Origin of the sequence: Vibrio sp. JPW-9-11-11 (genome assembly GCF_013369335.1) — a bacterium.
GTDB lineage: Bacteria > Pseudomonadota > Gammaproteobacteria > Enterobacterales > Vibrionaceae > Vibrio.
The window spans coordinates 155,650-182,479 of record NZ_SZQJ01000005.1 but is presented as its reverse complement, the minus strand read 5'-3'; the positions used below and the strand labels follow the sequence as shown (position 1 = coordinate 182,479).

21 protein-coding genes are annotated in these 26,830 nt (G+C 48.7%); 9 read left to right on the top strand and 12 right to left on the bottom strand.

The window, feature by feature from the left end; genetic code table 11:
* Window positions 1-28 precede the first annotated feature (28 nt).
* Together queC and queE are read right to left on the bottom strand one after the other, a co-directional pair.
* Window positions 29-721, bottom strand: coding sequence for a 7-cyano-7-deazaguanine synthase QueC (gene queC, locus FCU94_RS06715; RefSeq protein WP_176287775.1), 693 nt, complete (start codon window positions 719-721; stop codon window positions 29-31).
* Window positions 722-732: 11 nt separating this feature from the next.
* Window positions 733-1,401, bottom strand: a complete 669-nt coding sequence (gene queE / locus FCU94_RS06710) for a 7-carboxy-7-deazaguanine synthase QueE (RefSeq protein WP_176287774.1) — start codon at window positions 1,399-1,401, stop codon at window positions 733-735.
* Window positions 1,402-1,556: 155 nt separating this feature from the next.
* Between queE and FCU94_RS06705 the strand changes: the two genes are divergently transcribed.
* Window positions 1,557-2,369, top strand: coding sequence for a Cof-type HAD-IIB family hydrolase (locus FCU94_RS06705; RefSeq protein WP_176287773.1), 813 nt, complete (start codon window positions 1,557-1,559; stop codon window positions 2,367-2,369).
* A 17-nt stretch (window positions 2,370-2,386) separates the two neighbouring features.
* On the opposite strand, the gene FCU94_RS06700 is transcribed toward FCU94_RS06705, so the two are convergent.
* From FCU94_RS06700 to FCU94_RS06665, 8 genes are all read right to left on the bottom strand, one after another.
* Entirely contained in the window at window positions 2,387-3,808 is a 1,422-nt protein-coding gene (locus FCU94_RS06700; protein WP_176287772.1) for an NUDIX hydrolase, read from the bottom strand.
* A 1-nt stretch (window position 3,809) separates the two neighbouring features.
* Window positions 3,810-4,301: a GNAT family N-acetyltransferase gene (locus tag FCU94_RS06695; RefSeq protein ID WP_176287771.1), complete on the bottom strand. Its 492-nt coding sequence runs from the start codon at window positions 4,299-4,301 to the stop codon at window positions 3,810-3,812.
* 106 nt (window positions 4,302-4,407) lie between these two features.
* Entirely contained in the window at window positions 4,408-6,285 is a 1,878-nt protein-coding gene (locus FCU94_RS06690; protein WP_176287770.1) for a propionyl-CoA synthetase, read from the bottom strand.
* Between the two features lie 45 nt (window positions 6,286-6,330).
* Window positions 6,331-7,506 carry a 2-methylaconitate cis-trans isomerase PrpF gene (gene prpF, locus FCU94_RS06685; protein WP_176287769.1) on the bottom strand — a complete coding sequence of 392 codons (1,176 nt, stop codon included), beginning with the start codon at window positions 7,504-7,506 and terminating at the stop codon, window positions 6,331-6,333.
* An 8-nt stretch (window positions 7,507-7,514) separates the two neighbouring features.
* Window positions 7,515-10,100 carry a Fe/S-dependent 2-methylisocitrate dehydratase AcnD gene (gene acnD / locus FCU94_RS06680; protein ID WP_176287768.1) on the bottom strand — a complete coding sequence of 862 codons (2,586 nt, stop codon included), beginning with the start codon at window positions 10,098-10,100 and terminating at the stop codon, window positions 7,515-7,517.
* 70 nt (window positions 10,101-10,170) lie between these two features.
* Window positions 10,171-11,313 carry a bifunctional 2-methylcitrate synthase/citrate synthase gene (gene prpC, locus FCU94_RS06675; protein ID WP_176287767.1) on the bottom strand — a complete coding sequence of 381 codons (1,143 nt, stop codon included), beginning with the start codon at window positions 11,311-11,313 and terminating at the stop codon, window positions 10,171-10,173.
* 108 nt (window positions 11,314-11,421) lie between these two features.
* Entirely contained in the window at window positions 11,422-12,318 is an 897-nt protein-coding gene (gene prpB, locus FCU94_RS06670; protein WP_176287766.1) for a methylisocitrate lyase, read from the bottom strand.
* Between the two features lie 11 nt (window positions 12,319-12,329).
* Window positions 12,330-13,025 (bottom strand): GntR family transcriptional regulator, encoded by a 696-nt coding sequence (locus FCU94_RS06665; RefSeq protein ID WP_176287765.1) that lies wholly within the window; start codon window positions 13,023-13,025, stop codon window positions 12,330-12,332.
* 365 nt (window positions 13,026-13,390) lie between these two features.
* Between FCU94_RS06665 and FCU94_RS06660 the strand changes: the two genes are divergently transcribed.
* The 8 genes from FCU94_RS06660 to FCU94_RS06625 all read left to right on the top strand — a co-directional run bounded on the left by FCU94_RS06660 (window position 13,391) and on the right by FCU94_RS06625 (window position 23,488).
* Window positions 13,391-15,172, top strand: a complete 1,782-nt coding sequence (locus tag FCU94_RS06660) for a M28 family metallopeptidase (RefSeq protein ID WP_176287764.1) — start codon at window positions 13,391-13,393, stop codon at window positions 15,170-15,172.
* 251 nt (window positions 15,173-15,423) lie between these two features.
* Window positions 15,424-16,395, top strand: a complete 972-nt coding sequence (locus FCU94_RS06655) for a tripartite tricarboxylate transporter substrate binding protein (RefSeq protein ID WP_176287763.1) — start codon at window positions 15,424-15,426, stop codon at window positions 16,393-16,395.
* A 199-nt stretch (window positions 16,396-16,594) separates the two neighbouring features.
* Window positions 16,595-17,113 (top strand): tripartite tricarboxylate transporter TctB family protein, encoded by a 519-nt coding sequence (locus FCU94_RS06650; RefSeq protein ID WP_176287762.1) that lies wholly within the window; start codon window positions 16,595-16,597, stop codon window positions 17,111-17,113.
* A 17-nt stretch (window positions 17,114-17,130) separates the two neighbouring features.
* Window positions 17,131-18,657, top strand: coding sequence for a tripartite tricarboxylate transporter permease (locus FCU94_RS06645; RefSeq protein ID WP_176287761.1), 1,527 nt, complete (start codon window positions 17,131-17,133; stop codon window positions 18,655-18,657).
* Between the two features lie 136 nt (window positions 18,658-18,793).
* Window positions 18,794-20,194 (top strand): TolC family protein, encoded by a 1,401-nt coding sequence (locus tag FCU94_RS06640; RefSeq protein ID WP_176287760.1) that lies wholly within the window; start codon window positions 18,794-18,796, stop codon window positions 20,192-20,194.
* A gap of 9 nt (window positions 20,195-20,203) precedes the next feature.
* Window positions 20,204-21,181: an HlyD family secretion protein gene (locus tag FCU94_RS06635; protein WP_176287759.1), complete on the top strand. Its 978-nt coding sequence runs from the start codon at window positions 20,204-20,206 to the stop codon at window positions 21,179-21,181.
* 13 nt (window positions 21,182-21,194) lie between these two features.
* Window positions 21,195-22,358: an ABC transporter permease gene (locus FCU94_RS06630; RefSeq protein WP_176287758.1), complete on the top strand. Its 1,164-nt coding sequence runs from the start codon at window positions 21,195-21,197 to the stop codon at window positions 22,356-22,358.
* Complete coding sequence (locus FCU94_RS06625; protein WP_176287757.1) at window positions 22,355-23,488, top strand: ABC transporter permease; 1,134 nt, start codon at window positions 22,355-22,357, stop codon at window positions 23,486-23,488. Before FCU94_RS06630 ends, FCU94_RS06625 begins: the two co-directional genes overlap by 4 nt.
* Window positions 23,489-23,530: 42 nt before the next feature.
* Here the strand turns inward: FCU94_RS06625 and FCU94_RS06620 are convergent, their stop codons facing one another.
* Both FCU94_RS06620 and FCU94_RS06615 read right to left on the bottom strand, forming a co-directional pair.
* Window positions 23,531-26,242 carry a bifunctional diguanylate cyclase/phosphodiesterase gene (locus FCU94_RS06620; RefSeq protein WP_176287756.1) on the bottom strand — a complete coding sequence of 904 codons (2,712 nt, stop codon included), beginning with the start codon at window positions 26,240-26,242 and terminating at the stop codon, window positions 23,531-23,533.
* 101 nt (window positions 26,243-26,343) lie between these two features.
* A complete protein-coding gene (locus tag FCU94_RS06615) occupies window positions 26,344-26,751 on the bottom strand; it encodes an ATP-binding protein (protein ID WP_176287755.1) in 408 nt (135 codons plus the stop codon).
* Window positions 26,752-26,830: the final 79 nt, after the last annotated feature.

Genomic DNA, 26,830 nt, shown 5'->3' with positions numbered 1-26,830 from the left:
GACGCTTTTTTTGATTTTTAAAACCAGACTACTGCGCATTTTGCTTACGAACTAGTTCGGCCATAATCTCAGGTTTGTTATCCAGGTAATCGTTGAGGCCCGCGCTACGTAAATCACACGATGGGCAGTCTCCGCAACCATCACCTATTACGCCGTTGTAACAGGTCAGCGTTTTCTCTCTCACCAACTCGAGCGCCTGATACTCATCAGCCAACGCCCAAGTCTCGGCTTTATTGAGCCACATTAGCGGCGTTTTGATAATTAGCGCACGATCCATTCCTTTAACCAAAGCCGCATTCATGGTTTTGACAAACTCGTCACGACAATCAGGATATCCTGAGAAATCCGTTTCACACACACCAGTAATGATAGCCTCGGCGCCAATTTGATAGGCATAAATACCCGCCAAAGTCAGAAACAAGATGTTACGGCCCGGGACAAATGAGTTTGGTAAACCATTTTCTTGCAACTGGTGAGACACTGCGATGTCGTCACGAGTCAGTGAGCTGATCGCCAGCTCGTTGAGTAAACTAACGTCCATCACTTTGTGCGCTTTTACACCTAACTCTCTCGCCAGGTTTTGCGCGACTTCAATCTCTAATTTATGGCGTTGACCATAATCAAATGTGATCGCATGGACTTCATCGTACTCTTTTAGTGCTTGAACCAAGCAAGTGGTCGAATCTTGCCCACCACTAAAAACCACAACCGCTGTTTTCATATTACTGTCCTTTAAGCAATGCTGAGATATTTATGTGTCTGTATCGACAAACGCCAATTGCGCGCAATACACACGTCGATACAAAGCTGCGTGGCACGCGCTTTTTGGCTGATTGGCTGCAGAGCAACGGCGGTTTGTGAGGAAACTTGTGCTCTTTCAATCAGTTCATCTAACTGATCGATGTCTTTTTGAGTCGCGACAGGGTGTTTAATTTCGTTAGCCCGTACCAGCGCGCTATCGAGTACCGGTAGCTTACCTTTCATCGCTATCTTTGGTGACACTGTCACCCAGGTTTTTGGGGTGGCTAAGACAGGAGATGTGCCACTGGTTTCAATTTGACATTGACACCCCATCGACTCGAACGCCTCAGTCAACGGCCGCAGATCATAGATGCATGGTTCCCCACCCGTAATGACAATATGTTTCGCGCTGTAGCCTTGTTGGTGATATTGACTAACGATATCTTGCGCCGACATTGAGCACCAAGTCGGCGAGTCAGATGTTTTCAACAGGATATCACCCACCGCCCGTTCATCTTGCGGGAGCGCATCCCAGGTTTGTTTGGTGTCACACCAAGCGCAGCCAACCGGGCATTCTTGTAGACGAACAAACACCGCAGGGACGCCGGTAAATACGCCCTCACCCTGTATCGTCTCAAACATTTCGTTAATCTTGTACAACTTTGTCTAGCCTAAATCATCATCAAATTTTTGCAGGAACGAGACCTTAAAGGAGTCGCTTGTGAAGGTCAACACATTCATAAATTGATCATTGTATCAACAGCCTTTATGCTGGCTTCTTTTGTTGATTTTCAATTCATTTTTTTAGGTAAGTTATGTATAAACTCATTGCTCTCGATATGGATGGCACGCTACTGACTAGCGACAAAACCATTAGCGATCAGACGAAACTCGCGATACAAGCGGCAAGACAACAAGGAGTAAAAGTGGTGCTCGCCTCAGGTCGCCCTCTCGATGGAATGCAAGCAAAACTCGATGAGCTCAATATTGATGGTGACAACGAGTTTGTGGTCTATTTTAATGGCTCTATGGTTAAAGAGTTAGGAAGTGACAAGCTCATCCACACTGCGATCATTGATGGCGCGAAAGCCAAAAAAGTCGCGGCATTAGCTCAGCAACTCAACCTTGATTGTCATGCATTCAGTACCGAATATGGTTTGATTACGCCGCGATTGAATCCGCACACCGATATTGAAGCGACCATTAATCAGATTCCGGTAACAGAAATGGCGTTTGACCAATTAGCTGACGATCACCCAATTATTAAGGTGATGATTGTCGGCGAGCCGGAAAAACTATCCGCGGCAATAAACCAGATTCCACCTCAGTACCATAAGAGCTTCACCGTTGTACAAAGCGCTCCGTTCTTTTTAGAGTTTCTCAACTTAGACAGTAATAAAGGGGTTGGCGTAGGCGCGATTGCTGAGTATTTAGGCGTCACCGCCGACGAGGTAATTTGCGTCGGCGATGCAGAAAATGACCATCACATGTTGCAGTATGCCGGGCTTGGGGTCGCAATGGAAAATGCGATGCCTCAAACCAAACAAATAGCCGATTACATCACCGCCAGCAACGACGACGATGGCGTGGCTAAGGTCATCGAGCGTTTTATTCTTAACGCCCGTTAAACCGCAAGTCGCCAAGGCTAACTAGCCTTGGCGTCTCTCTGAACCAACACTGTGAACAACACAATTAACAGCGGGTAGCGCAAGGTTTCTACCGAAAGAGTCGCCATTCCACTACTCGAAAACAACTCGGCCACCAGCGACATAGCATGATACACGCCCAACAAACTCACCACACACAGTAACATTGTGTTCATCGTAATCGTGGTGTGTTGTCGCCATAAGGTCACGACGCCTAGAATCGTCACAATCACCGCTAACCAATAAGTAAAAACGGGAATCGGCCAAAACAGAGCTGTGATTACACTCGCGACAAGCAACATGAACCACACCGATTTAGACACCATTAATGCTTTGAGATCAACATCGGGCTTTAGCTGCAAACGAATCAGATGCCACGCACACAATCCTCCCAAAAGCGCACCAACTAGCCCATCGACGATAAAACTAGAGCCCGTGTAATACTGCGCAATCACCAACCATAACAGAACAGCTGATAACCCAGCACTCCAACGGTTAACACCTAAGCGCTTATAGGCATGTAACGCGAGAATACCGGCGCAGACCCATAATGCTACAGGTAAATTGGGGAGGCCAAATCCGTGACTGGTACGCAATCCAATTTCGGGTAGATAAACCAGAGGCCTTGGCAGTGCAAACCCCTGCTGGGCAATCAAGGTTAACAGTGAGGTAATAGTTAAAGCGAGGACGATCTGGTAGCTAGGCGTCGCACCCAAACGCCAAAACAGTAACGGAAACAGCACCAAACCTATAGCAGGTTGAGCCAACCACAACCCAACCGCAATCAATGACTCCAAGCTCGCTCTTACTATTTGCGGTAGTTTAAGAACAGCGTGCTGAAACTCAAGAAGCCACTGCAACTCAAACTGATGCCAGGTTGGAGCCGCTGCGACCATGTTATCAACATATATTGTCGGTTGGTCACTCACAGTGTCGACAGTAGCTATTAGCCAAGCCAACTGATCAGGGAAGCGATACCGGGAAGGTGACACATTTCTCGGATCGACCAACATCGCTGACGCCGCTTCGACACCATAATGGGGAGCAAACCAAATCGGAAGTTCATTGCCGTCCAAATGATTATTGAACTGAAAAGCCACAATGTCAGAGTCGCTGACACAGTCATATATGATCGCGTTGTCAATTCGAGCAAGCTCTTGCTTGATACTCACCACCAAGCCCGTCTCTTCCCACGCTTCTCGTTGGGCGGCAACTTTAGGGTCCTCTCCTTTTTCAACCCCTCCACCAGGCAGTGATAGTTTTTTGGTGATGATCTCATTCACCATCACCACTTTGTCACCGGAGCGAATCACACACACTGCGCCTTTGATGTGGTCACTCGTCTCAGCGTTGACAACGCTCGAGAGTAGGATAGCGAACAGCGCAATCCACGCCCTTACCCACTGACTATTCATTTTCATTCTATTCCAACTCATTTGGGGTGATTGCTTTTCTTAGCCAGTGAATATGGTGCTCAAAACCTGCTTGGTGGTAAAACTGCACCGCTTGATGATTAAAATGCCACACCTCAACAAATATCTGCTTGACGCCGTAATCACTAAAACGCTGCTCTAAGTCACTGATGAGCTGGGATGCCACACCACTTTGACGTTCACTAGGCGCAACATAGAGCTCGTCGATACTGCCCATTTGAACGGGTTTACTCACCGATGAAATGAGTTCGCAAAAATGCCCAGTGACAAACCCTAATATTTGCGCTTCTTTTATCGCGACCAACACCAAACACTGTGGATCATCAAGATAGCGAGCAATGCTCTTTTCTTGCTCAATTTCCTCGCCACTTTTAAAATGTTCCGGGCAGCGTTGATGGTGCTCTTGGTGAAGCTCAAACATCATCTGGTTGAGCGCCTCTAGTTCTTGGTTATTTGCTGAGCGTATTAATAGTGCTGACATGAATATTTTTGCATTACAAATAAAGCAACAGTTTGGCGCTTTCGTCCACATTTGGCAATAAAAAAGCCCCTAACGCTAGGGGCTTTGCTCGAGGTCTGATCGAATATTATGAGTTCAGCGCTTTTTCAATTTCCTCAAGACTGGTTGGGTCATCAATAGTCGAAGGTACTGTGTATTGCTCACCGTCGGCAATCTGGCGAATGGTGCGACGTAAAATCTTACCGGAGCGGGTCTTGGGTAATCGTTCAACAACCAAAGCGTGCTTGAAGCAAGCCACAGCGCCGATTTGGTCACGCACTTTACCGACTAGCTCTCCTTCTAACGCAGCATCATCGACTTTTACTCCATCTTTGAGCACGACAAAACCAAGCGGCAACTGGCCTTTCAGTTCATCGTGTACCCCTACCACCGCGCACTCTGCTATGGCTGGGTGGCCGCCGACAATTTCTTCCATTTCACCGGTGGATAGACGGTGACCTGCAACATTAATCACATCATCAATCCGGCCCATAATAAACAGATATCCGTCTTCATCGAGATAGCCGCCATCGCCAGAGACATAGTATCCCGGGAATTGACTCAAGTAACCAGATTCAAAACGGTCGTGATTACGCCATACCGTAGGTAAACAACTAGGTGGAAGCGGGCGCTTAAGCGCAACAAAACCCTGTTGATTAGGACCAACAGCTTCGCCGAGTTCATTGAGGATCTCAACTTGATAGCCAGGGATTGGTTTGGTTGCCGAACCGGCTTTAACAGGCATTAACTCAATACCCGTTGGGTTGCCTGCAATCGCCCAACCTGTTTCAGTTTGCCACCAGTGGTCAATCACGGGTTTTTGTGCTTTCTCTTTCACCCATTCGAGTGTGGGTGGGTCCAGGCGTTCGCCCGCCATAAAGATAGTTTTCAGCTTCGATAAATCATAGCGTTGCAAGCACTCGCCATTCGGGTCTTCTTTTTTAATCGCGCGAAACGCTGTCGGCGCCGAGAATAGCACGTCGACGTTGTGCTGCTCACATACACGCCAAAATGCGCCTGGATCTGGGGTACGCACCGGCTTACCTTCAAACAAAATGGTGGTGCAGCCATGAATTAGCGGCGCATAAACAATGTAGGAGTGCCCCACTACCCAACCCACATCCGAGGCGGCCCAAAATACGCCATCTTGTGGGATGTTGTAGATAGAGGTCATTGAATACTTCATCGCGACTGCATGCCCTCCGTTGTCGCGGACGACACCTTTCGGTTTGCCCGTCGTCCCAGAGGTGTACAGAATGTACAAAGGATCGGTAGCTAATACCGGCACACACGCATGGGGCAAAGCGCGTTCATAAGCGCTCGCCCAATCAAGGTCGCGTGGCTGTTGCAGCTTTGCCTCGCATTGCGGGCGCTGCAGAACCATCACACGCTCTGGCTTCCAGCGGCTATCCATGATCGCTTTATCAACCAAAGGTTTATAGGGAATCACTTTGTTTACTTCAATGCCGCACGATGCCGTCATGACCAGTTTGGGTTCGGCATCTTCGAGACGCACGGCAAGTTCATTGGCAGCAAACCCACCAAACACCACAGAGTGGATTGCGCCTAACCTTGCACAGGCTAACATCGCCATTGCCGCTTCGGGGATCATCGGCATATAGATAACCACACGATCGCCTTTTTCTATTCCTTGCTCTGCGAGCATACCAGCGATTTTTGCCACTTTGTCACGTAATTGAACATAAGTGTAACTCTGCTGAGAGTCTGTCACGGGTGAATCATAAATCAATGCCGTTTGTTCACCACGCCCCTGCTCGCAGTGATAGTCTAATGCTAACCACGAAGTATTAAGCAAACCATCCGGAAACCAACGTTCGATTCCCTGCTCGTCTTTGGCCAAAATGGTTTCAGGTGCTTTGAACCAATCGATATTTTTAGCTTGAGCACTCCAAAAGCCTTGCGGATCCTGGGTAGCCCATTGGTATTCTTTTTCATATGCAGACATATTGCTTCCTCCAGTATGTCTTGAACTTGCCACTCGATTAATGATCTAGTTAACAAAGACATCAGAGGGTACACGCACAAATCCCTCCATTAAAATTCGAGCACTGCGGCTCATTACCGCTTTTTCAACTTGCCAGCCCTGTTGTTTTTTACCTGCGCTAGCGCCAACCTTGAGTGTTCCCGATGGATGACCAAAAGTGACACAATCCCTTTCCCCACCACCCGCGGCACGATTGACCAAAGTGCCAGGTACACAGGCAGCCGCCGCGATGGCAACCGCAGCCGTCCCCATCATCGCATGGTGTAGCTTGCCCATCGACAAGGCTCTGACCAACAAGTCTATCTCACGAGCGTCAACCGCTTTGCCGCTTGATGCTACGTATGACTTAGGCGTAGTGATAAACGCCACCTTAGGGGTATGCTGGCGACTTTTGGCTTGGTCTACGCTATCGATGAGCCCCATTTTTAAAGCGCCGTATGCACGAATTGTCTCAAACATTTCTAACGCCTTAGCATCATTATTGATGTCATCTTGCAGCTCAGTACCTTGATAACGGAGCGCTTCTGCATCGATGAAAATCGTTGGGATGCCTGCGTTAATCATCGTCGCTTCAAAACAGCCAATCCCTTCCACCTGCAGCTGATCAATTAAGTTTCCCGTTGGGAACATTACGCCATCACTCGGCTGCATGAAGTCAACTTGGATTTCTGCCGCTGGAAAAGTGACGCCATCGAGCTCAAACTCGCCTGTTTCTTGTACTTGCCCATTACAGATCGGCACATGGACGACAATGGATTTGCTGATATTGGCTTGCCACACCCGCACCGCGACTACACCGTTATCTGGGATGCGCTGTGCGTCTATCAGTCCAGCATGAATCGCAAACGGCCCCACCGCAGCAGACAAGTTCCCACAGTTTCCACTCCAATCGACAAACGGCTTATCTATCGATACCTGTCCGAACAGGTAGTCGACATCATGGTCATCACGAGTGCTTTTCGAAACGATCACGGTTTTACTGGTACTGGAAGTGGCCCCGCCCATGCCGTCGATTTGCTTTCCGTAGGCGTCCGGGCTGCCTATCACGCGCATCAACAGTTGATCACGTACCTCACCCGGCTGCTGGGCCGGCGGAGGCAGATCCGCTAGGTTAAAAAACACCCCTTTACTGGTGCCACCACGCATGTAGGTGGCAGGAATTTTAATTTGACTCGCTGTCATACTCCCTCCTACTGCGCCAAAAAGTCTTGGGCGAAACGCTGCAACACCCCGCCCGCGTTATACACATTGACTTCGTCTTCAGTATCAAGACGACAGGTCACAGGCACATCGAACTTGTCTCCGTTGGCACGAGTCACCACCAAAGCGAGATCAGCCCCAGGGGTTATTTCCCCCACGACATCGTAAAGTTCACTTCCGTCGAGTTCGAGCGTTTTGCGCGTGGTGCCCGGTTTGAACTGCAAAGGCAGTACCCCCATTCCGACTAAGTTAGTACGGTGAATACGCTCAAAGCCCTCTGCGACAATGGCTTCAACTCCAGCTAGGCGCACCCCTTTCGCCGCCCAATCGCGCGATGACCCTTGACCATAATCAGCGCCAGCGACAATGATTAAAGGTTGCTTGCGGTTCATGTAGGTCTCTATCGCTTCCCACATTCGCGTCACTTTGCCTTCTGGCTCGATACGGGCCAACGAACCTTGCACCACTTCGCCATTCTCTTTCACCATCTCATTGAATAGCTTAGGGTTGGCAAACGTGGCGCGCTGCGCGGTTAGATGGTCACCGCGGTGAGTCGCGTAGGAGTTAAAATCTTCTTCCGGCACATCCATTGACGCTAAGTATTCGCCCGCTGCACTGCTAGCTAAAATGGCGTTAGATGGCGACAAGTGGTCGGTCGTAATATTATCCCCCAACACCGCCAGTGGTCGCATGCCTGACAAGGTGCGCTCACCCGCCAATGCGCCTTCCCAGTAGGGAGGGCGGCGAATATACGTACTCTTGGGTCGCCAATCATAGAGAGGGTTGCTGTTGCGCGCACCTTCGTCTAATTTGAACATCTGAATGTATACTTGGTTGAACTGCTCTGGCTTGACGTGCTTGCCAACCACTGCATCGATCTCTTCGTCACTTGGCCATAGGTCATTAAGATAAATAGGCTGACCACTGCTATCCGTTCCTAGCGCGTCACGTTCGATATCAAAGCGAATGGTGCCCGCCAAAGCGTACGCGACCACCAAAGGCGGAGAGGCTAAAAAGGCCTGCTTAGCATAAGGGTGAATGCGGCCATCAAAGTTACGGTTGCCCGATAAAACGGCGGTGGTATACAGATCGCGTTCAATGATTTCTTGCTGAATAGATGGATCTAACGCACCGCTCATGCCATTACAGGTGGTGCAGGCATACGCCACGATACCAAAACCGAGCTTCTCCATTTCAGGTAGCAATCCCGCCTCTTCCAAATAGAGTTTGGCCACTTTCGAGCCAGGTGCAAATGAAGATTTAACCCAAGGCTTACGTACCAAGCCCAACTCATTAGCTTTCTTTGCAAGCAAGCCCGCAGCCACGACGTTACGGGGATTACTGGTATTGGTACAAGAGGTGATTGCTGCAATGATCACTGCGCCATCGGGTAGACCGTCTTGCGGTACCAACTCATGATTGGCAATACCACGCTGCGCTAGTTCAGATGTCGGTAAGCGACGATGTGGATTCGATGGCCCTGCCATATTGCGCGTAACGCTTGACAGATCAAACTCGAGCACGCGCTCATACTTCGCATCGACCAAATCGTCGGCCCACAACCCGGTGTGCTTCGCATACTGTTCAACAAGGGCGACTTGTTCGTCGTCGCGTCCCGTCAACTTAAGGTAGTTGATGGTTTGCTCATCGATGTAAAACATTCCTGCTGTTGCACCATATTCCGGCGTCATATTAGAGATGGTAGCTCGGTCGCCAATCGTCAGATCTTTCGCCCCTTCACCAAAGAACTCCAAATAAGCAGACACCACACGCTCATTACGCAGAAACTCCGTAATCGCCAGTACTATGTCTGTCGCGGTAATGCCAGGTTGGCGTTTGCCCATAAGCTTAACGCCGACGATATCCGGCAAACGCATCATTGAAGGCCTGCCTAACATGACCGTTTCCGCTTCTAGGCCACCCACACCAATCGCAATCACACCCAGCGCGTCAACGTGCGGAGTATGGCTGTCTGTACCGACACAGGTGTCGGGGTAAGCGATACCCTGCTTGGCTTGAATCACTGGCGACATTTTTTCTAAATTAATTTGGTGCATGATGCCATTACCGGCCGGTATGACATTGACGTTTTCAAACGCCGTTTTACACCATTCGATAAAGTGAAAGCGGTCTTCATTGCGGCGGTCTTCAATCGCACGGTTTTTTTCAAACGCTTCAGGGTCAAAGCCCGCGTGTTCCACCGCCAGTGAGTGATCGACGATCAACTGAGTTTCCACCACAGGGTTCACTTTAGCCGGGTCACCGCCTTGCTCAGCAATCGCATCGCGCAATCCGGCAAGATCAACCAGAGCCGTTTGACCAAGTATGTCATGGCACACCACACGTGCAGGGTACCAAGGAAAATCATGATCTCGCTTACGTTCAATAATTTGCAACAAACTTTGCTTAAGCATCTTTGGTTCGCAGCGGCGCACCAGTTGCTCGGCGAGCACACGTGAGGTGTAAGGCAGCTGTTCATAAGCGCCTGGAGATAAAGTATTGACCGCTTCTCGAGCATCAAAATAATCGAGATGGGTACCAGGAAGCGGTTTTCGGTATTGGGTATTCACAGTCATAGCAGCGTCCATTCAGGTAAGCCAATGTTGTTGGCTCCCCTATCGAAATCAGGGGAGCATTTTGGGGGGATTACCTGTCTTCTATCGGCACCCACTGTTGATGTTCTGGACCGGTATAGTCGGCACTTGGGCGAATAATACGATTGTTAGCACGTTGCTCAAACACATGCGCAGCCCAGCCCGTCAAGCGGCTCATTACAAAAATCGGCGTGAACAACTTAGTCGGAATATCCATAAAGTGATAGGCCGAAGCATGGAAGAAGTCAGCGTTACAAAATAAGCCTTTTTCACGCTTCATGACAGCTTCGACGCGCTCGGAAACCGCGTAAAGGTGGGTATCGCCAACCGCTTTAGACAGCTGTTGCGACCACTGCTTAATCAGGGCATTGCGCGGGTCACTTTCGCGGTAAATCGCGTGGCCAAAGCCCATAATTTTATCTTTGTTGGCCAGCATCTGCATGATATTGGCTTCCGCTTCGTCTGGGGTTTGCCAGTTTTCGATCATTTCCATTGCCGCTTCGTTGGCACCGCCATGCAGTGGGCCACGCAGCGTCCCTATCGCAGCGGTGATGCACGAGTGCAGATCAGACAAGGTCGATGCACACACACGCGCGGCAAAAGTAGACGCGTTAAATTCATGTTCAGCGTAGAGGATCAACGAGCAGTGCATGACTTGTTTATGCATCTCGGTCGGCGCTTTGCCGGTAAGCATTTTAAGGAAATAGCCGCCAATACAGGTTTGCGATTGATCTTCGGTATCGATACGCACGCCATCATGGCTATAGCGATACCAGTAACAGATGATCGCAGGAAAAAGAGCCAGCATTCGTTCTGTTGCATCCAGTTGCCCGGAGAAGTCCTGCTCCTGCTCTAAATTACCTAACACTGAGCATCCCGTGCGCATCACATCCATCGGATGCGCGTTGGCAGGGATCAATTCAAGCGCCTGCTTAAGCTCTGCGGGGAGACCGCGCAGGCTGATTAAACGCGTTTTATACTCATCCAACTCTTGTTGATTCGGCAAATGGCCGCGCAGTAGTAAATGCGCCACTTCTTCAAACTGAGCGTTGTTCGCCAGATCGGTAATGTCGTACCCGCGATAGGTTAATCCGGTTCCACTTTTACCGACCGTACACAGCGCGGTGCTACCTGCACTCTGGCCACGCAGACCTGCGCCACCTAACTCTCCACTCTTGTTCGATGCTAGAGACATTTTGAACTCCTTTTCTGTTCGATGTTGCTCTCTTAATGGAGCGTTTGTTCATCGAACGTTTTCACGTTATTGAATTAGTTAAGATTGGTTTTCTTGGGCTTTTATTGTCTATTTTCCTTCTGAAAACAGCTGGTCAAGCTTGTCTTCGTAATCGTGATATTTTAGATGCGCATACAGCTCTTTTCGAGTTTGCATCTTGTCGATCAACGCTTCCTGATTGCCAACTTCAAGCAGGTGTTGATAAACATTTTCTGCCGCTTTGTTCATGGCGCGAAATGCACTCAATGGGTAAAGCACCATATCCACTTTTGATTTCGCCAACTCATCGCAGCCATACAGCGGCGTTTGGCCAAACTCGGTAATATTGGCCAAAATCGGTACATGTTTACCCGTTGCTTGCTGCAATGATTCTGAGAACTGGACATATTGATCCAATTTGGTCATCGCTTCTGGAAAAATCATATCTGCGCCCGCTTCAACGCACGCAATCGCACGTTCAATTGCACTATCGATACCTTCAACGGCCAGTGCGTCGGTGCGGGCCATGATGACGAAGCTATCATCATTGCGCGCGTCTACGGCCGCCTTTACGCGATCTACCATCTCTTGCTGGCTCACAATGGCCTTGTTTGGGCGATGGCCACAACGCTTTTGCGCCACTTGATCTTCCATATGCACCGCACCAGCTCCCGCTTTTTCCATTGCTTTAATCGTACGTGCAATGTTAAAAGCGCCGCCAAAGCCGGTGTCAATGTCTACCAATAGCGGCAAATCACAAGCGTTTGTGATCCGCTCGACATCAACCAAGACATCGCTCAAGGTGGTGATACCCAAGTCGGGTAAACCATAAGACGCATTGGCGATTCCGCCCCCAGAGAGATAAACCGCTTGATGGCCGACATTTTTTGCCATCATGGCGCAATACGGATTAACCGTGCCGACAATTTGCAATGGGTGATTCTGTTCGACAGCTAGTCTGAATTTTGCCCCTTGAGATAAGCTCATGACTCTTTCCTCTAGTCCTTTAGGATTTGTTGTGCAATCAGTGCGCGACTGCCAGAGATATGGCGGCGCATCAGCATTTCCGCTAACTCTTCGTCGCGATTACGGATCGCTTGCAAGATATACTTGTGTTCTTCTAACGCTTCAACCGGACGAGACTGAGCTCTTGGCGATTGATAACGGTACATGCGTAACAGGTGATAAAGCTCATCGCACAGCAAAGCAATCAACTTACTGTTACGACTGGCTAGAATAATTCGATAGTGGAAATCAAAATCGCCGTGCTGGTGAAAATAAGAAGCGCCCTCGACTTCATCAATATGGTGGGAATGTGTCGACAATACCGCTTCTAAGCCCGCCAACTCTTCTGGAGTGATATGCCTAGCGGCAAGACGGGCAGCCATCCCCTCTAAGGCTTCACGCACCGCATAGAGTTCTACAAGCTTCTCCGGTGAGAAGGTGATCACTCGCGCCCCCACATGAGGAATCCGCTCAATCAGCCCTAACCCTTCCACTCGCATGATCGCTTCACGCAAAGGGCCGCGGCTCACCTGGTATCGCTTAGCTAGCTCTGGCTCAGAAATCTTGCTACCCGGTGCGATGTCGCCGCTCACAATAGCTTCTACCAGCGATTCGGTTAAGGTGGCCGACTTGGTGTGCTCTCGCTCTGGCTGAATCTCTTTATGGTGAGTTTTTAACTCTGTGTTCATCTCTACTTCACTCGTTGCAATCAGGTAAACTGTCTACAATATTCATTCTGAAAGTAAAAATAGACCATAACATTGTCGACAATCAAGTGTATTGTCGACAATTTAGACTAAGGTATAACACTCTCAGCCGGGTTTCTTCACATGCGTGTAACTTAACTCAAGCTCCTTCAAACAAAATAGTTAAGCTAAAGAAAGAATTTATGTTGATTCCGTGATGGTGTGTCTAGAGATATGTAATTGATAAATTGAATAAATTTTTCTAGGTTGATCTGGGTTCATATTCAATCGGCGCGTATCGATTTAACATTTTTTTAACCGGCATTTTCAGCAAATATGTGACTGCTTATTAAAACAAGGAGTCACAAATGCAAGTAAGCATCACAACAACAAAAACCATGCTCGCCACCATTATCAGCACCACCTTATTGTCTGGGTGTTACTGGGATGATCCGGAAAAAGCGGCAAAGTACGTCAGTAACAAGATTGATCGTGAGGAGTTAGTGAGTCATTTGGTTGAGCTTGAAGCGCGCGCTTCAAAGACAACAGATGGTAACTCGGTAACGCGAGCGGCCGGCAGCGAAGGCTATCAATATTCCGTCGACTACATTCTTGAGACTATGCGTGAACACGGTTATCAAGTGTCAACTCAAAAGTTCGATTTCCGCGCTTGGGAAGAGCTTACAGGTACAACGCTTAATGTTAACGGCAGTGATCTGATCGGAGTGCGCACTGCCGAGGAAGGACAAGAGCCCGATTTCGCTGCGATGTCTTATTCTGGCAACTCTAATGGACCAATTGAGGCGCCGGCTGTGTTTATTACGCCTGACTTCCGCTTTGACGCCCCTGACTATGACAGTACCGATGGCTGTGAAGCCTCAGACTTCGAGGGTAAAGAGGTAACGGGTAAAATAGCGGTCATCCAACGCGGAGGATGTAGCTTCAACGCTAAGGTAGTGAATGCACAAAATGCCGGAGCCAAAGGCGTGATTGTCTTCAACCAAGGCAACGCTGAAGGACGCACTTCTGTAGTAAACGGTACGTTAGGCAGCGACAGCCAAGCAACGATCCCAGCTTTAGGCGCTCGGTTTGATCTGGGCAAACAGTGGTACGAGCTTAGCCAAGACAGCGAGGTTCCTGTTGTTCTTAACATCAATGTTGAAGATAAAAACGTCGTGACACAAAACGTCATTGCGGAAACCAAAGACGGTACCCCCGATCAGGTTGTCATGCTAGGCGCACACTTGGACTCAGTCCCCGAAGGCCCGGGCATTAACGACAACGGCTCTGGTACAGCGGGGTTACTAGAGTATGCAGTGACACTCGCTAACCTCAAGGCTCCAGTTAAAAACAAAGTGCGATTTGCTTGGTGGGCCGCTGAAGAAGCAGGATTGGTGGGTTCGGAATACTACACCAACGAGCTGTTTGGCTCGCTACGCGCGCAAGCTGAGCAGGAAATAATGCAAGAGCTGGGTATTGACGACCCGAGTGAACTCACACCAGAGCAACTTGATATGGTCGAAGCTCGCTATTACGCGCTGAATAAAATCAAGCTGTACCTCAACTTCGATATGATCGGCTCACCCAACTACATTTTTGGCGTCATGGATGGCGACTTATCCGACACCAAAGACAGTCCAGACAATGCCTACACTGGTGACTTTACCCCACCGTACGGCACATCACATATCGAATCCGTCTTTAATCAGTTCTTCACCAACAAATCTGAATCGACGGTACCACAAGCACTATCTAAGCGTTCTGATTATGCAGGTTTTGCCGACTGGGGCGTCGCATTTGGCGGCCTATTTACCGGGGCAGAAAAAACCAAAACGGCGCAAGAAGTGGCACAGTTTGGCGGCGACATTGATGTGGCTTACGACAAGTGTTATCACCAAGCGTGTGATGACCTGAACAACATCAGTCAGAAAGCCTTGTACGTCAACACGCAGTCACTGGCTTATGTCACCACATACTACGCATTTAGCCAGCCAGTGTTCCCACCCGAGCAAGTTCAAGGCATTTCTACTTTGCGCAGTGTCAGTATTGAGCCAACCACCAAACTGCGTATTGGTGAAAAACTCAAAGCCGCCGATAGCGTTTCTGATCACGACCACTTCCACGGTGACTTTGACCAAGACCGTCAGTAAAGGCGATGCTTCAAACACCACTCTAGCCGCACCAAGTGCGGCTTTTTTGTCTTCGCCACGCTGTGAACTTTATGAACAAAACCCCCAAAATGCCCAATAATGTTTTTATCAACGCATTAAAGACAAAGATTTAACACGCTATTAACCTTATTCTCATCTACTGACAAGTATCCCTCCCTTGGAGGTAGATAATTGATAACGATAAGCGTGTTCTCAATGAAGAACATGCGTACACATAAGGAACGTGAATCATGTTTAAGGTACTCAAACCAACACTGGCAGCTTCGATTATCGCTGCGTCTTTTTCTTTCAACGCTTTTGCAGCAGATGTTGAAAAAATCCACTTTCTAATCCCTGGTGGCGCTGGTGGTGGCTGGGACATGACAGCTCGTGGTACAGGCGATGTACTGGTTAAATCTGACATCGTTGAGAATGTCTCATTCCAAAACCTATCTGGTGGCGGCGGCGGTAAAGCCATTGCTCACCTGATCGAAACTGCAGAGCGTCAAGAAGATACTCTGATGGTTAACTCTACTCCTATCGTTGTTCGTTCTCTGACAGGTATTTTCCCTCAGTCGTTCCGTGACCTGACTCCTGTTGCGGCGACAATCGCGGACTACGGTGCAATCGTGACTTCTGTTGACTCTGGTTACAACACTTGGGAAGACGTAGTAAAAGAGTTCGAATCTAACCCACGTAAAGTAAAAATCGCTGGCGGTTCAGCTCGCGGTAGTATGGACCACCTGGTCGTAGCTGCAGCATTCAAAGGCGAAGGTTTCGACGCTAAGAAAGTTCGTTACATCGCATACGATGCAGGCGGTAAAGCAATGGCTGCGCTACTGTCTGGCGAAACTCAGCTTCTGTCTACAGGTCTGGGTGAAGTTCTAGAAATGTCTAAATCTGGCCAGGTTAAGATCTTGGCGGTCACCGCGCCTAAGCGTCTCGATGCGGCTCCAGATATCCCAACGCTGACCGAATACGGCAACGAAACTGTTTTTGCTAACTGGCGTGGTTTCTTCGCGGCTCCTGGCACCAGCCAAGCGAAAATCGACGAATGGAACTCTGCGCTGACGAAAATGTATAACACCGATGAATGGCAAGTGGTTCGCGACCGTAACGGGTGGATAGATAACTACAAAGCCGACAAAGATTTCTACGCTTTCCTTGAAGATCAAGAGAAGCAAATGGGTGACCTAATGCGTGAGCTAGGCTTCCTTAAGTAGGATTTCAAAGTAGCTTGAGGGTGAACGACTCACCCTCTCCCCTTTCGCCGTACATGAGTAACACAATCTCCTCTGTTTATTTATAAGCAGTTAAGCCTCCTTGACTAGCAGCAAATGGCTTATTTGTTAGTGAAACATGCTCATTAACTCTTGTGTACGGCTTTTTATTTCCCTGCCTGTTACATAAATGGAGTTGGATATGTCGGACTTGCCAACGAACTCTTTCAATAAAGGGAGCTTTTTCTCCAAAGAGAACCTCCTGTGCCGCGATCGTGTGGGGGCGATGATATTCTTACTCGTCTGCCTGTGTTACGGCTATCAAACGTCGCAAATCCCCCTATTCCCCGGTGATGAGTACGAACCCTTCACGGCTCGCACACTACCTACCCTGTTGACCATCATCGGTATTGGGCTTTCTTTGCTTCTGCTTGTTACGGGCCAACCAGACGTAAGAAGTGGCGCGGTGATAGATTTCAACTGGAAGCTGCTTATCGCCTTTCTTGTGTTGATGGCGCTATACGGGGTTGGGCTCACTTACCTTGGATTTGTGCTGGCAACCGGATTCTTCCTGCTTGCTGGCTTCTATTTACTGGGCGAAAGGCGCAAACAAGTGCTACTTGGTGCTTCATTCCCATTTGTTATCGCGTTCTACCTGCTCCTTACCCAAGGCCTAGATATCTACTTAGAGCCTGGTGTTATTTTCACCCTGTGGTCGTAATTTAAGGAAATGACATTATGTTAGATGGAATCTTACAAGGCCTCTCCACCGCTATCATGCCAATGAATATCATGATGGTGATCGTGGGCTGTTTCGTCGGTACCTTTATTGGTATGTTACCGGGCCTTGGCCCAATTTCAGCGATCGCGCTAATGATCCCTATCACCTATGGACTCGACCCTTCATCGGGCCTGATCCTTATGGCTGGTGTGTACTACGGCGCGGTATTTGGCGGTTCAACTTCGTCAATCTTGATTAACGCGCCTGGCTGTTCTTCCACCGTCGTCACCGCGTTTGATGGCTACCCAATGGCACAAAAAGGCCAAGCGGGCAAAGCACTTGCCTTAGCCGCCTACTCTTCATTCACCGGTGGTACCTTGTCAGCCATCATGCTGCTGGTTGCCGCACCTGCGCTGGCCAGCGTCTCGCTGAGCTTTCAGTCTTCTGATTACTTCGCTCTCATGTTACTGGGTCTTTCTGCTGTTGCCGCTTTCGCCGGTAAAGGTCAGGTCATAAAAGCCTGGATGATGACGATTCTTGGTCTGATGCTATCAACGGTAGGCATCGATAAAGGTGTTGGCGTTGAGCGCTTCACGTTTGGTATGACTGATCTAATGGACGGGTTCAGCTTCCTACTACTCGCTATGGCAACCTTTGCGCTCGGTGAAACCCTGATGGGCATTCTTAAACCAGCGCAGGACACCAGCGCCGAAGAACAAAACAAAATGAGTAATATCGGCAGCATGAAAGTCACTAAAGAAGAGATCAAAGAAGTGGCGCCTGTCTCGATACGCTCATCCATTCTGGGCTTCTTCACTGGTGTACTTCCTGGTGCAGGGGCAACAATCGCTGCGTTCCTAAGCTATGGTATGGAACGCAACATCGCCCCCAAAGAGAAAAAAGAAGAGTTTGGTAAAGGCAGTATTCGCGGTCTGGTTGCGCCTGAGTCGGCCAACAACGCCGCCTCAAGCGGTTCATTTGTGCCTCTATTGACACTCGGTATCCCGGGCTCAGGGACAACCGCAATCATGCTTGGTGCTTTGATCGCTTACGGTATTCAACCAGGTCCTCGCCTGTTCGTTGAGCACCCAGATGTGTTCTGGTCGGTGATTATCTCTATGTACTTCGGTAACATCGTACTGGTTATCCTTAACCTGCCACTGATTCCGTACATCTCTAAACTACTTGCAGTGCCAAGAACCGTGTTGTTACCGATGATCCTGTTCTTCTCCATAACCGGCGTGTACTTAGTCTCTTTCAACACCATGGATGTGTTCATTATGCTGTTGATTGCGATGGCGGCGATTGCCCTGCGGCTAGCAAACTTTCCACTCGCTCCACTGCTCCTTGGCTTTATCCTTGGTGGCCTAATGGAAGAGAACTTACGCCGAGCATTAATGATCAGTGACGGAGAACTAAGCTTCTTATGGGAACGCCCTATTACGATGACGTTTACTGTCTTAGCGGTTGTTGTGTTAAGTAGTCCAATTTTAGTCAAGCTCATCCAAAAGCTCAGACCATCCCCCGACAAGGCGGTACAATAAATCTCAATGAAATCAATAAGGGGAACGTTCAGTTCCCCCTTTTTTGGTTACGCAACAGTGAAACGGGTTGAATTGCCTATAATAACCTTAGAGTATATACTCTAACGCTTGCCAATTTATCAACTTGAGTGTCACTATGTCATCGCGTCGAATCACCACGCTGCTCGCATGTCTGAGTCTTTATGCTCCCATGTCACATTCTGCTGCCATTAGTTTCGAACAAGCTTGGCAATTGCTCCAACAAGAAAACAACTCCCTCGCAGCCCAACGTTCTAATGTCGAACGATTTCAGCACCTTGAAAAGGCGACAGACAATCTCAACCTGCCGTCTGTCACTCTTGGTGCCAATTACACCCGGTTAGATAGCGATGTCACGGTCACTGGCAAACAATTGTTCGAGAGTACCGGGCAAACGCTACCCAACCTTGGTCCGACATTCAATGCCCTGATCGCCAATCTCGGTGAGGTGGCATCAACGGTGACGGAACGCGATATCTTTAGCTCTTCAATACGCGCTGTTTGGCCGATTTTCACCGGCGGCCGTATCGACGCGGCGCAATCGGCAGCGCAAGGAAAAAAAGAGCAAGCGCAAAGTGAACTAGCGATGGAAACTCAAGCCCGCTTTGAAGATCTCAGCAAATATTACTTTTCTGTGCTGCTCGCTCGAGATGTGGTAGAGACGAGAAAGCTGGTGGAACAAGGCCTTCGCCAACACTTCGACAATGCCGTTAAACTTGAGCAGCAAGGACAAATAGCACGCGTCGAACGCCTGCAAGCCCAGTCGGCGCTAGACAATGCCGTGATTGAACGCAAGAAGGCCGAAAAAAGCCTTGAGATAGCCCAAACCGCACTCACCCAAATATTGAATCAAGCCAGTGATGTTGAACCTTCGGATACGCTGTTTATTAATCCCAACTTACCTGCTCAGCGCCTCTTCGTGGAACAAACTCTGGCGACTTATCCAGGGCTCGCTTTACTCGATGCGAAAGAGAAACAAGCATCGAGCTTAATCAAAGCTGAACAGGGAAAGTACTACCCAGAAGTCTATCTGTACGGCGATTACAGTTTGCATGAAGACGACTCGCTCGCGAGCCAGATGAAACCCGATTGGTTAGTCGGTGTAGGCGTCAATATTCCGCTTATCGAGAAGTCTGGACGCAGCGAGCAAGTTAAAGCGGCACATAGCGCTGTCAGTCAAGTTCGCTACTTAAAAGCCCAAGCCAAACAAGATCTATCGGTATTGGTCAAAAAAACGTACCTAGAAGCACAACAAGCGCAAGAGGAAGTACTCGGGCTCGAGTCGAGCCTCGAACTTGCCCAAGAAAACCTAAAACTGCGTCAAAAAGCGTTCTCACAAGGGCTATCCACGTCAACCGACGTTGTCGATGCACAGTTGTACATCGCGAAAGTACAAACCCAAAAAGCAGCAGCCAGCTTCAACTACCTCATATCACTTTCTAAACTACTTGCCCTCTCTAATGAGATGGACGCATTTAGTCAATATCAACGCAATGCACTTGCGACTTCAGGTTTATAAGGGTCAACCATGAAAAAAGCCAAATCACTCCTTCTTTCTGCTGCGGCACTCGGTGTCGCATCTTGGGTCGGCTATAGCTTTTATCAGGCTTATCAACCTGAGCCGATTCGACTCCAGGGACAAATTGAATCACAGCAGTACAGCATCTCATCCAAAGTACCGGGACGAATTGACCAGATCATGGTGCGTAAAGGCGACACCATAGAGAAAGGCCAGTTGGTTTTTACTCTGCACAGCCCAGAGATTGAAGCCAAGCTTGAACAAGCGAAAGCGGGAGAAAAAGCCGCTGACGCTTTGGCTCTTGAAGCAGAAAAAGGAGCTCGAGATCAACAGATTCAAGCAGCGAAAGATCAATGGCTAAAAGCCAAAGCTGCCGCCGCATTGATGGAGAAAACCTATCTTCGCGTTAATAACCTGTATAACGAAGGCGTCGTCGCTGAGCAAAAACGTGATGAAGCACGAACGCAATGGGATGCAGCAAAATACACCGAAAGCGCCGCTTTTCAGATGTATCAACTCGCTCGTGAAGGCGCTCGTAGCGAAACAAAACTGGCCGCTGCAGAAAAAGCTCGAATGGCGGCAGGGGCTGTGGCAGAGGTCGAAGCCTACGCACAAGATACTCGCATCGAAAGCTGGTTTGACGGTGAAGTCTCTCAGGTACTACTGCAAAGTGGCGAACTGGCTCCGCAGGGCTTCCCTGTCGTCACTGTGATCGATATCGAAGATTCGTGGGCGGTATTTAATGTACGCGAAGACTGGCTTAAACATTTTGCCAAAGGCCAGTTGATCAATGCCTACGTGCCTGCACTAGAGGAGAGCATCGAGCTTAAAGTATCACACATTGCCGTGATGGGTGACTTCGCGACATGGCGTTCAACCGATGCCTCTCAAGGCTTTGATCTGCGCACGTTTGAAGTCGAAGCCAAACCAACCCACCCAGACCACAAGCTGCGTATGGGGATGAGTTTGGTGGTTGAGTTAGACTGATGCGGGAATAACAATGCGCGATACAAGCATGTCACAAATCACCATCATCCAACGCGACAAGTGGCTGCTCTCTTGTCTTACTTGGATCCCCATTCTATTGGTCGTGTTGATTTGGGCGATTTTTTCTAGAGGTCTTGCTCGCGATCTGCCAATTGGGGTGGTCAACCTCGATCATAGCCCGTTATCTCAGCAGTTGGTTCGATATTATGACGCCACCTCGAGTATGGAGGTCCAGTCTCACTACAGCAGCAGCTTGGAGGCAAAAAAGGCACTCATTGCGGGTGACATCTATGCTTACGCGGTGATTCCAAATAATTTTGAACGCGATACCTATAAGCACCTTGCGCCTCAGGTCAGTGTCTTTTATAACAGCCAAATGATCCTGATCGGTAAGGTATTAAACTCAGCCTTTGTCCAAGCCCAATCGACGCTGAACGCACAACTCACCACCTTCGGCAATCTAAGTCAGGGCAACGCAACGTTACACTCAGCGATGGGAAGCGCAGTCCCGATCCGCAGCCAGATTACTTCTTTGTTTAACAAAAACTCTAACTATGCCCAGTTTTTAGTCTCAGCCGTTGTCCCTGCACTGTGGCAAATTGTTATTGTGGTGTCGACAATATTGATCCTGTCTGCAAACTTACGCGACCGAGGGCTAATTGCATGGCTTGGGCAACGTCCAATGTCGCGTCTTGTCCAGACCTTACTCCCCTACTCTTGGATCTTCGCGGCGCAAGGAATGGCTTTTCTATGGTGGTTTTACTTAGGCTTCAAATGGCCAATGAATGGCAGCTTCATACTGTTGCTTGTCGCGCAAAGTATTACCATTCTCTCCTGTATGATCATGGGGTGTTTGTTTTTCTTCTTAACCTTAGATTCAGCGCGAGCCATGAGTTTTGCCGGAGCATTTACCGCCCCAAGCTTCGCGTTTATGGGCATTACTTTCCCCGTGACCGATATGAGTTCCCTAGCGCAAGCCTGGCGTAGCTTGTTACCCATCAGCCACTATATTGAAGTTCAAGTGAGCCAAGTCAGTTATGGATTGGCCTGGACGAACTCTGCTCATCACCTTATACCCATGCTTGGTTATGTTTTTCCATTACTTATCGTATCGAAGCTGATCGCCAAGCATATAGTTCGCGCCCAAGGGTTCCATACTGCGGAGGGCAATAAATGAAGCTATTACTACTGTTTAAAGCGGAGTTAAAAGCCCTAATTACCAATCCTGTCGTTGTGCTAACGGTCTTTGGTGGCGTGGTATTTTACTCCTTTCTCTATCCCTTACCATACAGTCACCAAACACCTCGTGAGCAACAGGTTAGCGTGGTAAACCTGGATAAGAGCCAAACCAGCTATCAACTTGAACGTATGGTGGATGCCACTCCCCAAGTAGACATTGTTCAACGTGACGCTACCATTGAAGACGCCAAGCAAGCGTTTTTTCAAGGCCGAGTTAGCGGGATTTTGGTCATCCCAGAGCATTTTTACAAAGATTTGATGCTCGGCAAAAGCCCCACCTTGGCCTATGCCGGAGATGCTTCTTATTTTTTGGTCTATGGCACCATTGTTGAGGGCTTAGCGAAAGCAGGCGGCACGCTCGCTGCGCAGACAACGGTTGCTCAGTTAGTCTTGGATGGCACACCGCTATCACAAGCAACCGAGCACTACGCTGCGACAAAAATCAACATGAAACCCACCTTCAACCCCAGAATAGGCTATGTGGATTATGTCGTACCTGCGGTCTTCGTGCTGATTTTACAACAAACGTTAGCAATGGCCGCTGGCCTATTGGTCGGGACTCAAAAGCAAGGGCGTGGTTACTGGCTGAAAGCCTCACCAGCCAAGCTCTTGTTTGCACGCACTGTGGTTCTGGTAGGCATTTACTACTTACTCACCCTGTATTACTTCGGCGCCAGCTTTAGCCTACACGGGGTCAACCAACTGGCGCAAAAAGCTCAGCTGCTCACGTTTGCTTTACCCTTTTTGTTGGCGACCATCGCGATGGGTATTTGGCTTGGCTCTGTGACACCAAGAAGAGAGTTAGTCACACTTGTAGTGTTGATAAGTTCCATGCCGCTGATATTCAGTGCCGGCTTTATATGGCCAGTAGAGATGATTCCCACTCCGTTAGTCTGGCTATCAGAGCTGTTTCCGAGCACTCCAGCGATCCAAGGCTTTCTACGCCTTAATCAAATGGGTGGAAGCTGGCAAAGTGTCTCGAGCGAATATACTCAACTCTGGGTGCAATGTGTGGTTTGGACAGCTCTGGGGTACTGGGCTTATCGCCAAACAGTGAAGAAGAGATAACGCTTTAGATAACAAAGGGCCCAATCAGTACCGGGCCCTTCGTTAGTGGCGAACAAGCGCCATGATGTCCTCGGCAGGCATAGGCTTATAGAAGTAGTAACCTTGAATCTCTTCAATGTTCCAATTACGCAATTTTCGCAGTTGAGAGGCGGTTTCCACCCCTTCCGCAACCGTGGTTAAACCGAGTTCCTGCGCCATATTGGCAATATGACGAACCAAGCTTTTCGCCCGATCGTTATTTGCAAGCTGGTCGATATAAGACTTATCGAGTTTCACGATATCAAGAGGATAACTGCATAACGTCGTAAACGACGAATAGCCGGTACCAAAGTCGTCGAGCGCAAACAACACTCCTTGTGCTTTAATTTCATCCATCAGTGCCACCACTTCGCTCTCTGGCCCCATTAAAATACTTTCTGTCAACTCAATAACAAGTTGTCCTGAGCCAATTTGATAGCGTTTGATAAGGTCAGTGAGAAACGCACTGAGCAAAGAATGGTAGAAATGCGGCGCGCTTAAATTGACATGTACCGAGAGCAGTGTATCGCCATGCTTAGCTTGAACTTGATTGACCTGCTGAATAAACTCACAAGCTTGACGAAGTATTTGCTCGCCAAGTTCAATGACTAACTCGGCCTGCTCTGCCAATGGCACAAAGATGGCTGGCGATACAAAACCAAACTCTGGATGCTGCCAACGAGCAAGCGCCTCAAAACCAGTAATGTGACCAGTTTTACTATCGACTATAGGTTGGTAATGAGGGTAGATATCACCACTGTGGATCGCGCCCGCTATGTCTCGTTTAATCGCGGCGGCAGTCTGTGAACGGTCGAACATCTCTTGATTGACACGTTGTATCGATACCGCCCCTTTTTCACCTTTGTGGTTTTGTACCGTGTAACTGGCCGCTTGAAGTAATTGATTAAAATCGTAGTGGCTAATTTCAGGTGGCACCACGCTAACGTTACAGCGTAAGTCTACCTCTATGCCGTTCACTTTTTGTTTCTCGGATAGCTCTTCGTGCAGCCGCATGGCGCCCCAAAGTGCTTCTTCAAACTCGCGATGAGTGGCGACTAACGCTATAAACTCATCAGCGCTTAACCGCCCGACGGGAAAGCGCGTGAGTTTACTTTTGATCAAGGCAGCCACGTACTTGACTGACTCATCGTATTTTTCATGGCCGTATACATCGGCAATCACGTTTAGATTGGGAATGGAAAAATAAATAAACGACAGCTCTTTGTTTTCTAGCTCTTGAAACTGCTCGATAATCGCATTGCGGTTCCACAAGCCAGACAAAGCATCACGTTCGACTAAATCTTCGATCAATTTGGCTTGCTGCTTTTTCTCACGCACGTCACTGATCGACAACATAACCGCATCTTTGCCCTGATACTTAATGCGACTCACTTCGATGTGACAATCAATTTCGACCCCTTGGCTGGTGAGCATTTGCGCTTCAAACTGAGTTTCCCCCTTGGCAAACTGACGGTACATCACGTCTATCTGACATTCGGGTTGGTCTGTAGGAGAACAGAGTAAGTCGAGAGGTTTATGCAGTAGCTGCTCGCGCTGATATTCCAACATAGACAGCGCGGTCTGGTTGATATCTATGATGTCTCGTTCACGAACTAACAGCATGGCAATACTTTTGCTTTGGTAGAGCGCATCAAATTTGAGTTGTGCATCTTGCAAGCGTTCTTCAGCTTTGTTGGTGTTGGTCGCGAGCGCTTGGACTAAATTTGACAGGCGATCAAGTTCGTCTTTGCTGGGCTTATCAAACCCATCCAATTTATAAACCTCAAACAGCGCCTTGATATCGCGTTGCAAGTCAGAAAAGCGACGAGCGACACGGCGGCGGAACGTCAAAAATGTCATCACAGAAATCACAACACTTACCGCCGCAAGCGCGCTAAGCAAATAGTAAAAAATGACGTTCCCTTTATTGAAATAATCGCGACTGATTGTGGTACTAAGCGTCGCCACTGGTAATCCGGATAACCCTACCAAGTTAATCCACTCGGTCATGGTGTTACGATCTTTTTCGATTTCACGAGAAGCAAATTGCGGCTGATGATTGGTTGGGTCGGTTAACGGTATGATGCGATTGTCAGCGATCAAAATAGCATTGAAGTCACCAGGAAAACGCTGCGATAAGTTTTGGCCCCAGATAAGCCACCCAGTCGAACTAGACTCACCCTCACTGTCACGTACTGGCGTCAAACTGATATTCCAAATACTATCGTCTAGCAACAATAAGCCACTGTGGTCGGTACGGGCGGCATCAAGCACACTGTTCATCAATTTTATATGACGCCGCACTTGAGGGTGTCTGGCGATATTCTCTGCCAAAGCTGCAGATTGCAGATTATGTTCATCGACAATGCTAGTGACAACACTTCCCTTCAAGTCACTGAATACCATGAGATCAAGGCTGAGTGCATCGAGGCCATCTTGAGACAAATTGCGTTCCGCAAAAGCCGCAGCATCTGCGCCCTGTAACAAGTGGTAAGTTTCGTCCCAATAGGCCCAATCGTAGGAGCGTTCTTTCAGATCTTGAGTCATTTTAACAATCACGCTGTGTGCTTGACTGCTTGCTTGTGTCAGCTCGCTCCGTTCAAGGTCATCTATCGCGACAATGAAAAAATAGCGCACAATCATGACACAACTTAAAGACACCCCTAGAAGACCAAGAATGAAGTAGAGGGCGGTTTTCGTCTGCAATGTCGGGTTGAATAATCGAAATAAGCTCATTCAGTACCAAACTGTCACGGTATATTAGTAAATCCTAGTACAGTCAGTTTCAATATAAGTTGATGTGCGTCGAAATTTTTCTCTTGCTCGATGAAGAATAGTCAACTTTTGTCTCTTGGATCAGGTATATGGCGCCACGTTTGCCACCTGCGCTTCATAATTTCAATCTTATCGCGATCGACACCGTGAATACTGCCGAAATCATCATGGCATTCAATCACTTCAAAGTGAGCTTGGTACTGCTTAGCTAACTGATAATAGGGGGTAATTTCCCAACGGCGAACAAAAGTATTGGACACCACCACATCGCTCCCCAGCTCCAAGCAGCGTCGAGTTTGGTCTTGGCACCACTGGTGTGCCAATGCGAGTTTAGTGGGTTCAAAATGGTACTCGCCCGCCTGATTGACGAAGAACATATCCGCTTCAAGGTGCACCGCAGGCATTGACTTAGCTAATGTGCTCTTGCCTGAACCAGGTAAGCCACGGATTATCGTCAGTTTTACTCTCATAACCACACATCGCGTTTAGTAAAGCGGAGATGTTATTACAGATCGAGCCTAGATTACTATCGACATCTCGCCAAGCTTG

Coding starts and splice junctions, on each gene's coding strand:
- queC (WP_176287775.1), bottom strand. CDS start 721: ATGAAAACAGCGGTTGTGGTTTTTAGTGGTGGGCAAGATTCGACCACT.
- FCU94_RS06705 (WP_176287773.1), top strand. CDS start 1,557: ATGTATAAACTCATTGCTCTCGATATGGATGGCACGCTACTGACTAGC.
- FCU94_RS06700 (WP_176287772.1), bottom strand. CDS start 3,808: ATGAAAATGAATAGTCAGTGGGTAAGGGCGTGGATTGCGCTGTTCGCT.
- FCU94_RS06695 (WP_176287771.1), bottom strand. CDS start 4,301: ATGTCAGCACTATTAATACGCTCAGCAAATAACCAAGAACTAGAGGCG.
- FCU94_RS06690 (WP_176287770.1), bottom strand. CDS start 6,285: ATGTCTGCATATGAAAAAGAATACCAATGGGCTACCCAGGATCCGCAA.
- prpF (WP_176287769.1), bottom strand. CDS start 7,506: ATGACAGCGAGTCAAATTAAAATTCCTGCCACCTACATGCGTGGTGGC.
- acnD (WP_176287768.1), bottom strand. CDS start 10,100: ATGACTGTGAATACCCAATACCGAAAACCGCTTCCTGGTACCCATCTC.
- prpC (WP_176287767.1), bottom strand. CDS start 11,313: ATGTCTCTAGCATCGAACAAGAGTGGAGAGTTAGGTGGCGCAGGTCTG.
- prpB (WP_176287766.1), bottom strand. CDS start 12,318: ATGAGCTTATCTCAAGGGGCAAAATTCAGACTAGCTGTCGAACAGAAT.
- FCU94_RS06665 (WP_176287765.1), bottom strand. CDS start 13,025: ATGAACACAGAGTTAAAAACTCACCATAAAGAGATTCAGCCAGAGCGA.
- FCU94_RS06660 (WP_176287764.1), top strand. CDS start 13,391: ATGCAAGTAAGCATCACAACAACAAAAACCATGCTCGCCACCATTATC.
- FCU94_RS06655 (WP_176287763.1), top strand. CDS start 15,424: ATGTTTAAGGTACTCAAACCAACACTGGCAGCTTCGATTATCGCTGCG.
- FCU94_RS06650 (WP_176287762.1), top strand. CDS start 16,595: ATGTCGGACTTGCCAACGAACTCTTTCAATAAAGGGAGCTTTTTCTCC.
- FCU94_RS06645 (WP_176287761.1), top strand. CDS start 17,131: ATGTTAGATGGAATCTTACAAGGCCTCTCCACCGCTATCATGCCAATG.
- FCU94_RS06640 (WP_176287760.1), top strand. CDS start 18,794: ATGTCATCGCGTCGAATCACCACGCTGCTCGCATGTCTGAGTCTTTAT.
- FCU94_RS06635 (WP_176287759.1), top strand. CDS start 20,204: ATGAAAAAAGCCAAATCACTCCTTCTTTCTGCTGCGGCACTCGGTGTC.
- FCU94_RS06630 (WP_176287758.1), top strand. CDS start 21,195: ATGCGCGATACAAGCATGTCACAAATCACCATCATCCAACGCGACAAG.
- FCU94_RS06625 (WP_176287757.1), top strand. CDS start 22,355: ATGAAGCTATTACTACTGTTTAAAGCGGAGTTAAAAGCCCTAATTACC.
- FCU94_RS06620 (WP_176287756.1), bottom strand. CDS start 26,242: ATGAGCTTATTTCGATTATTCAACCCGACATTGCAGACGAAAACCGCC.
- FCU94_RS06615 (WP_176287755.1), bottom strand. CDS start 26,751: ATGAGAGTAAAACTGACGATAATCCGTGGCTTACCTGGTTCAGGCAAG.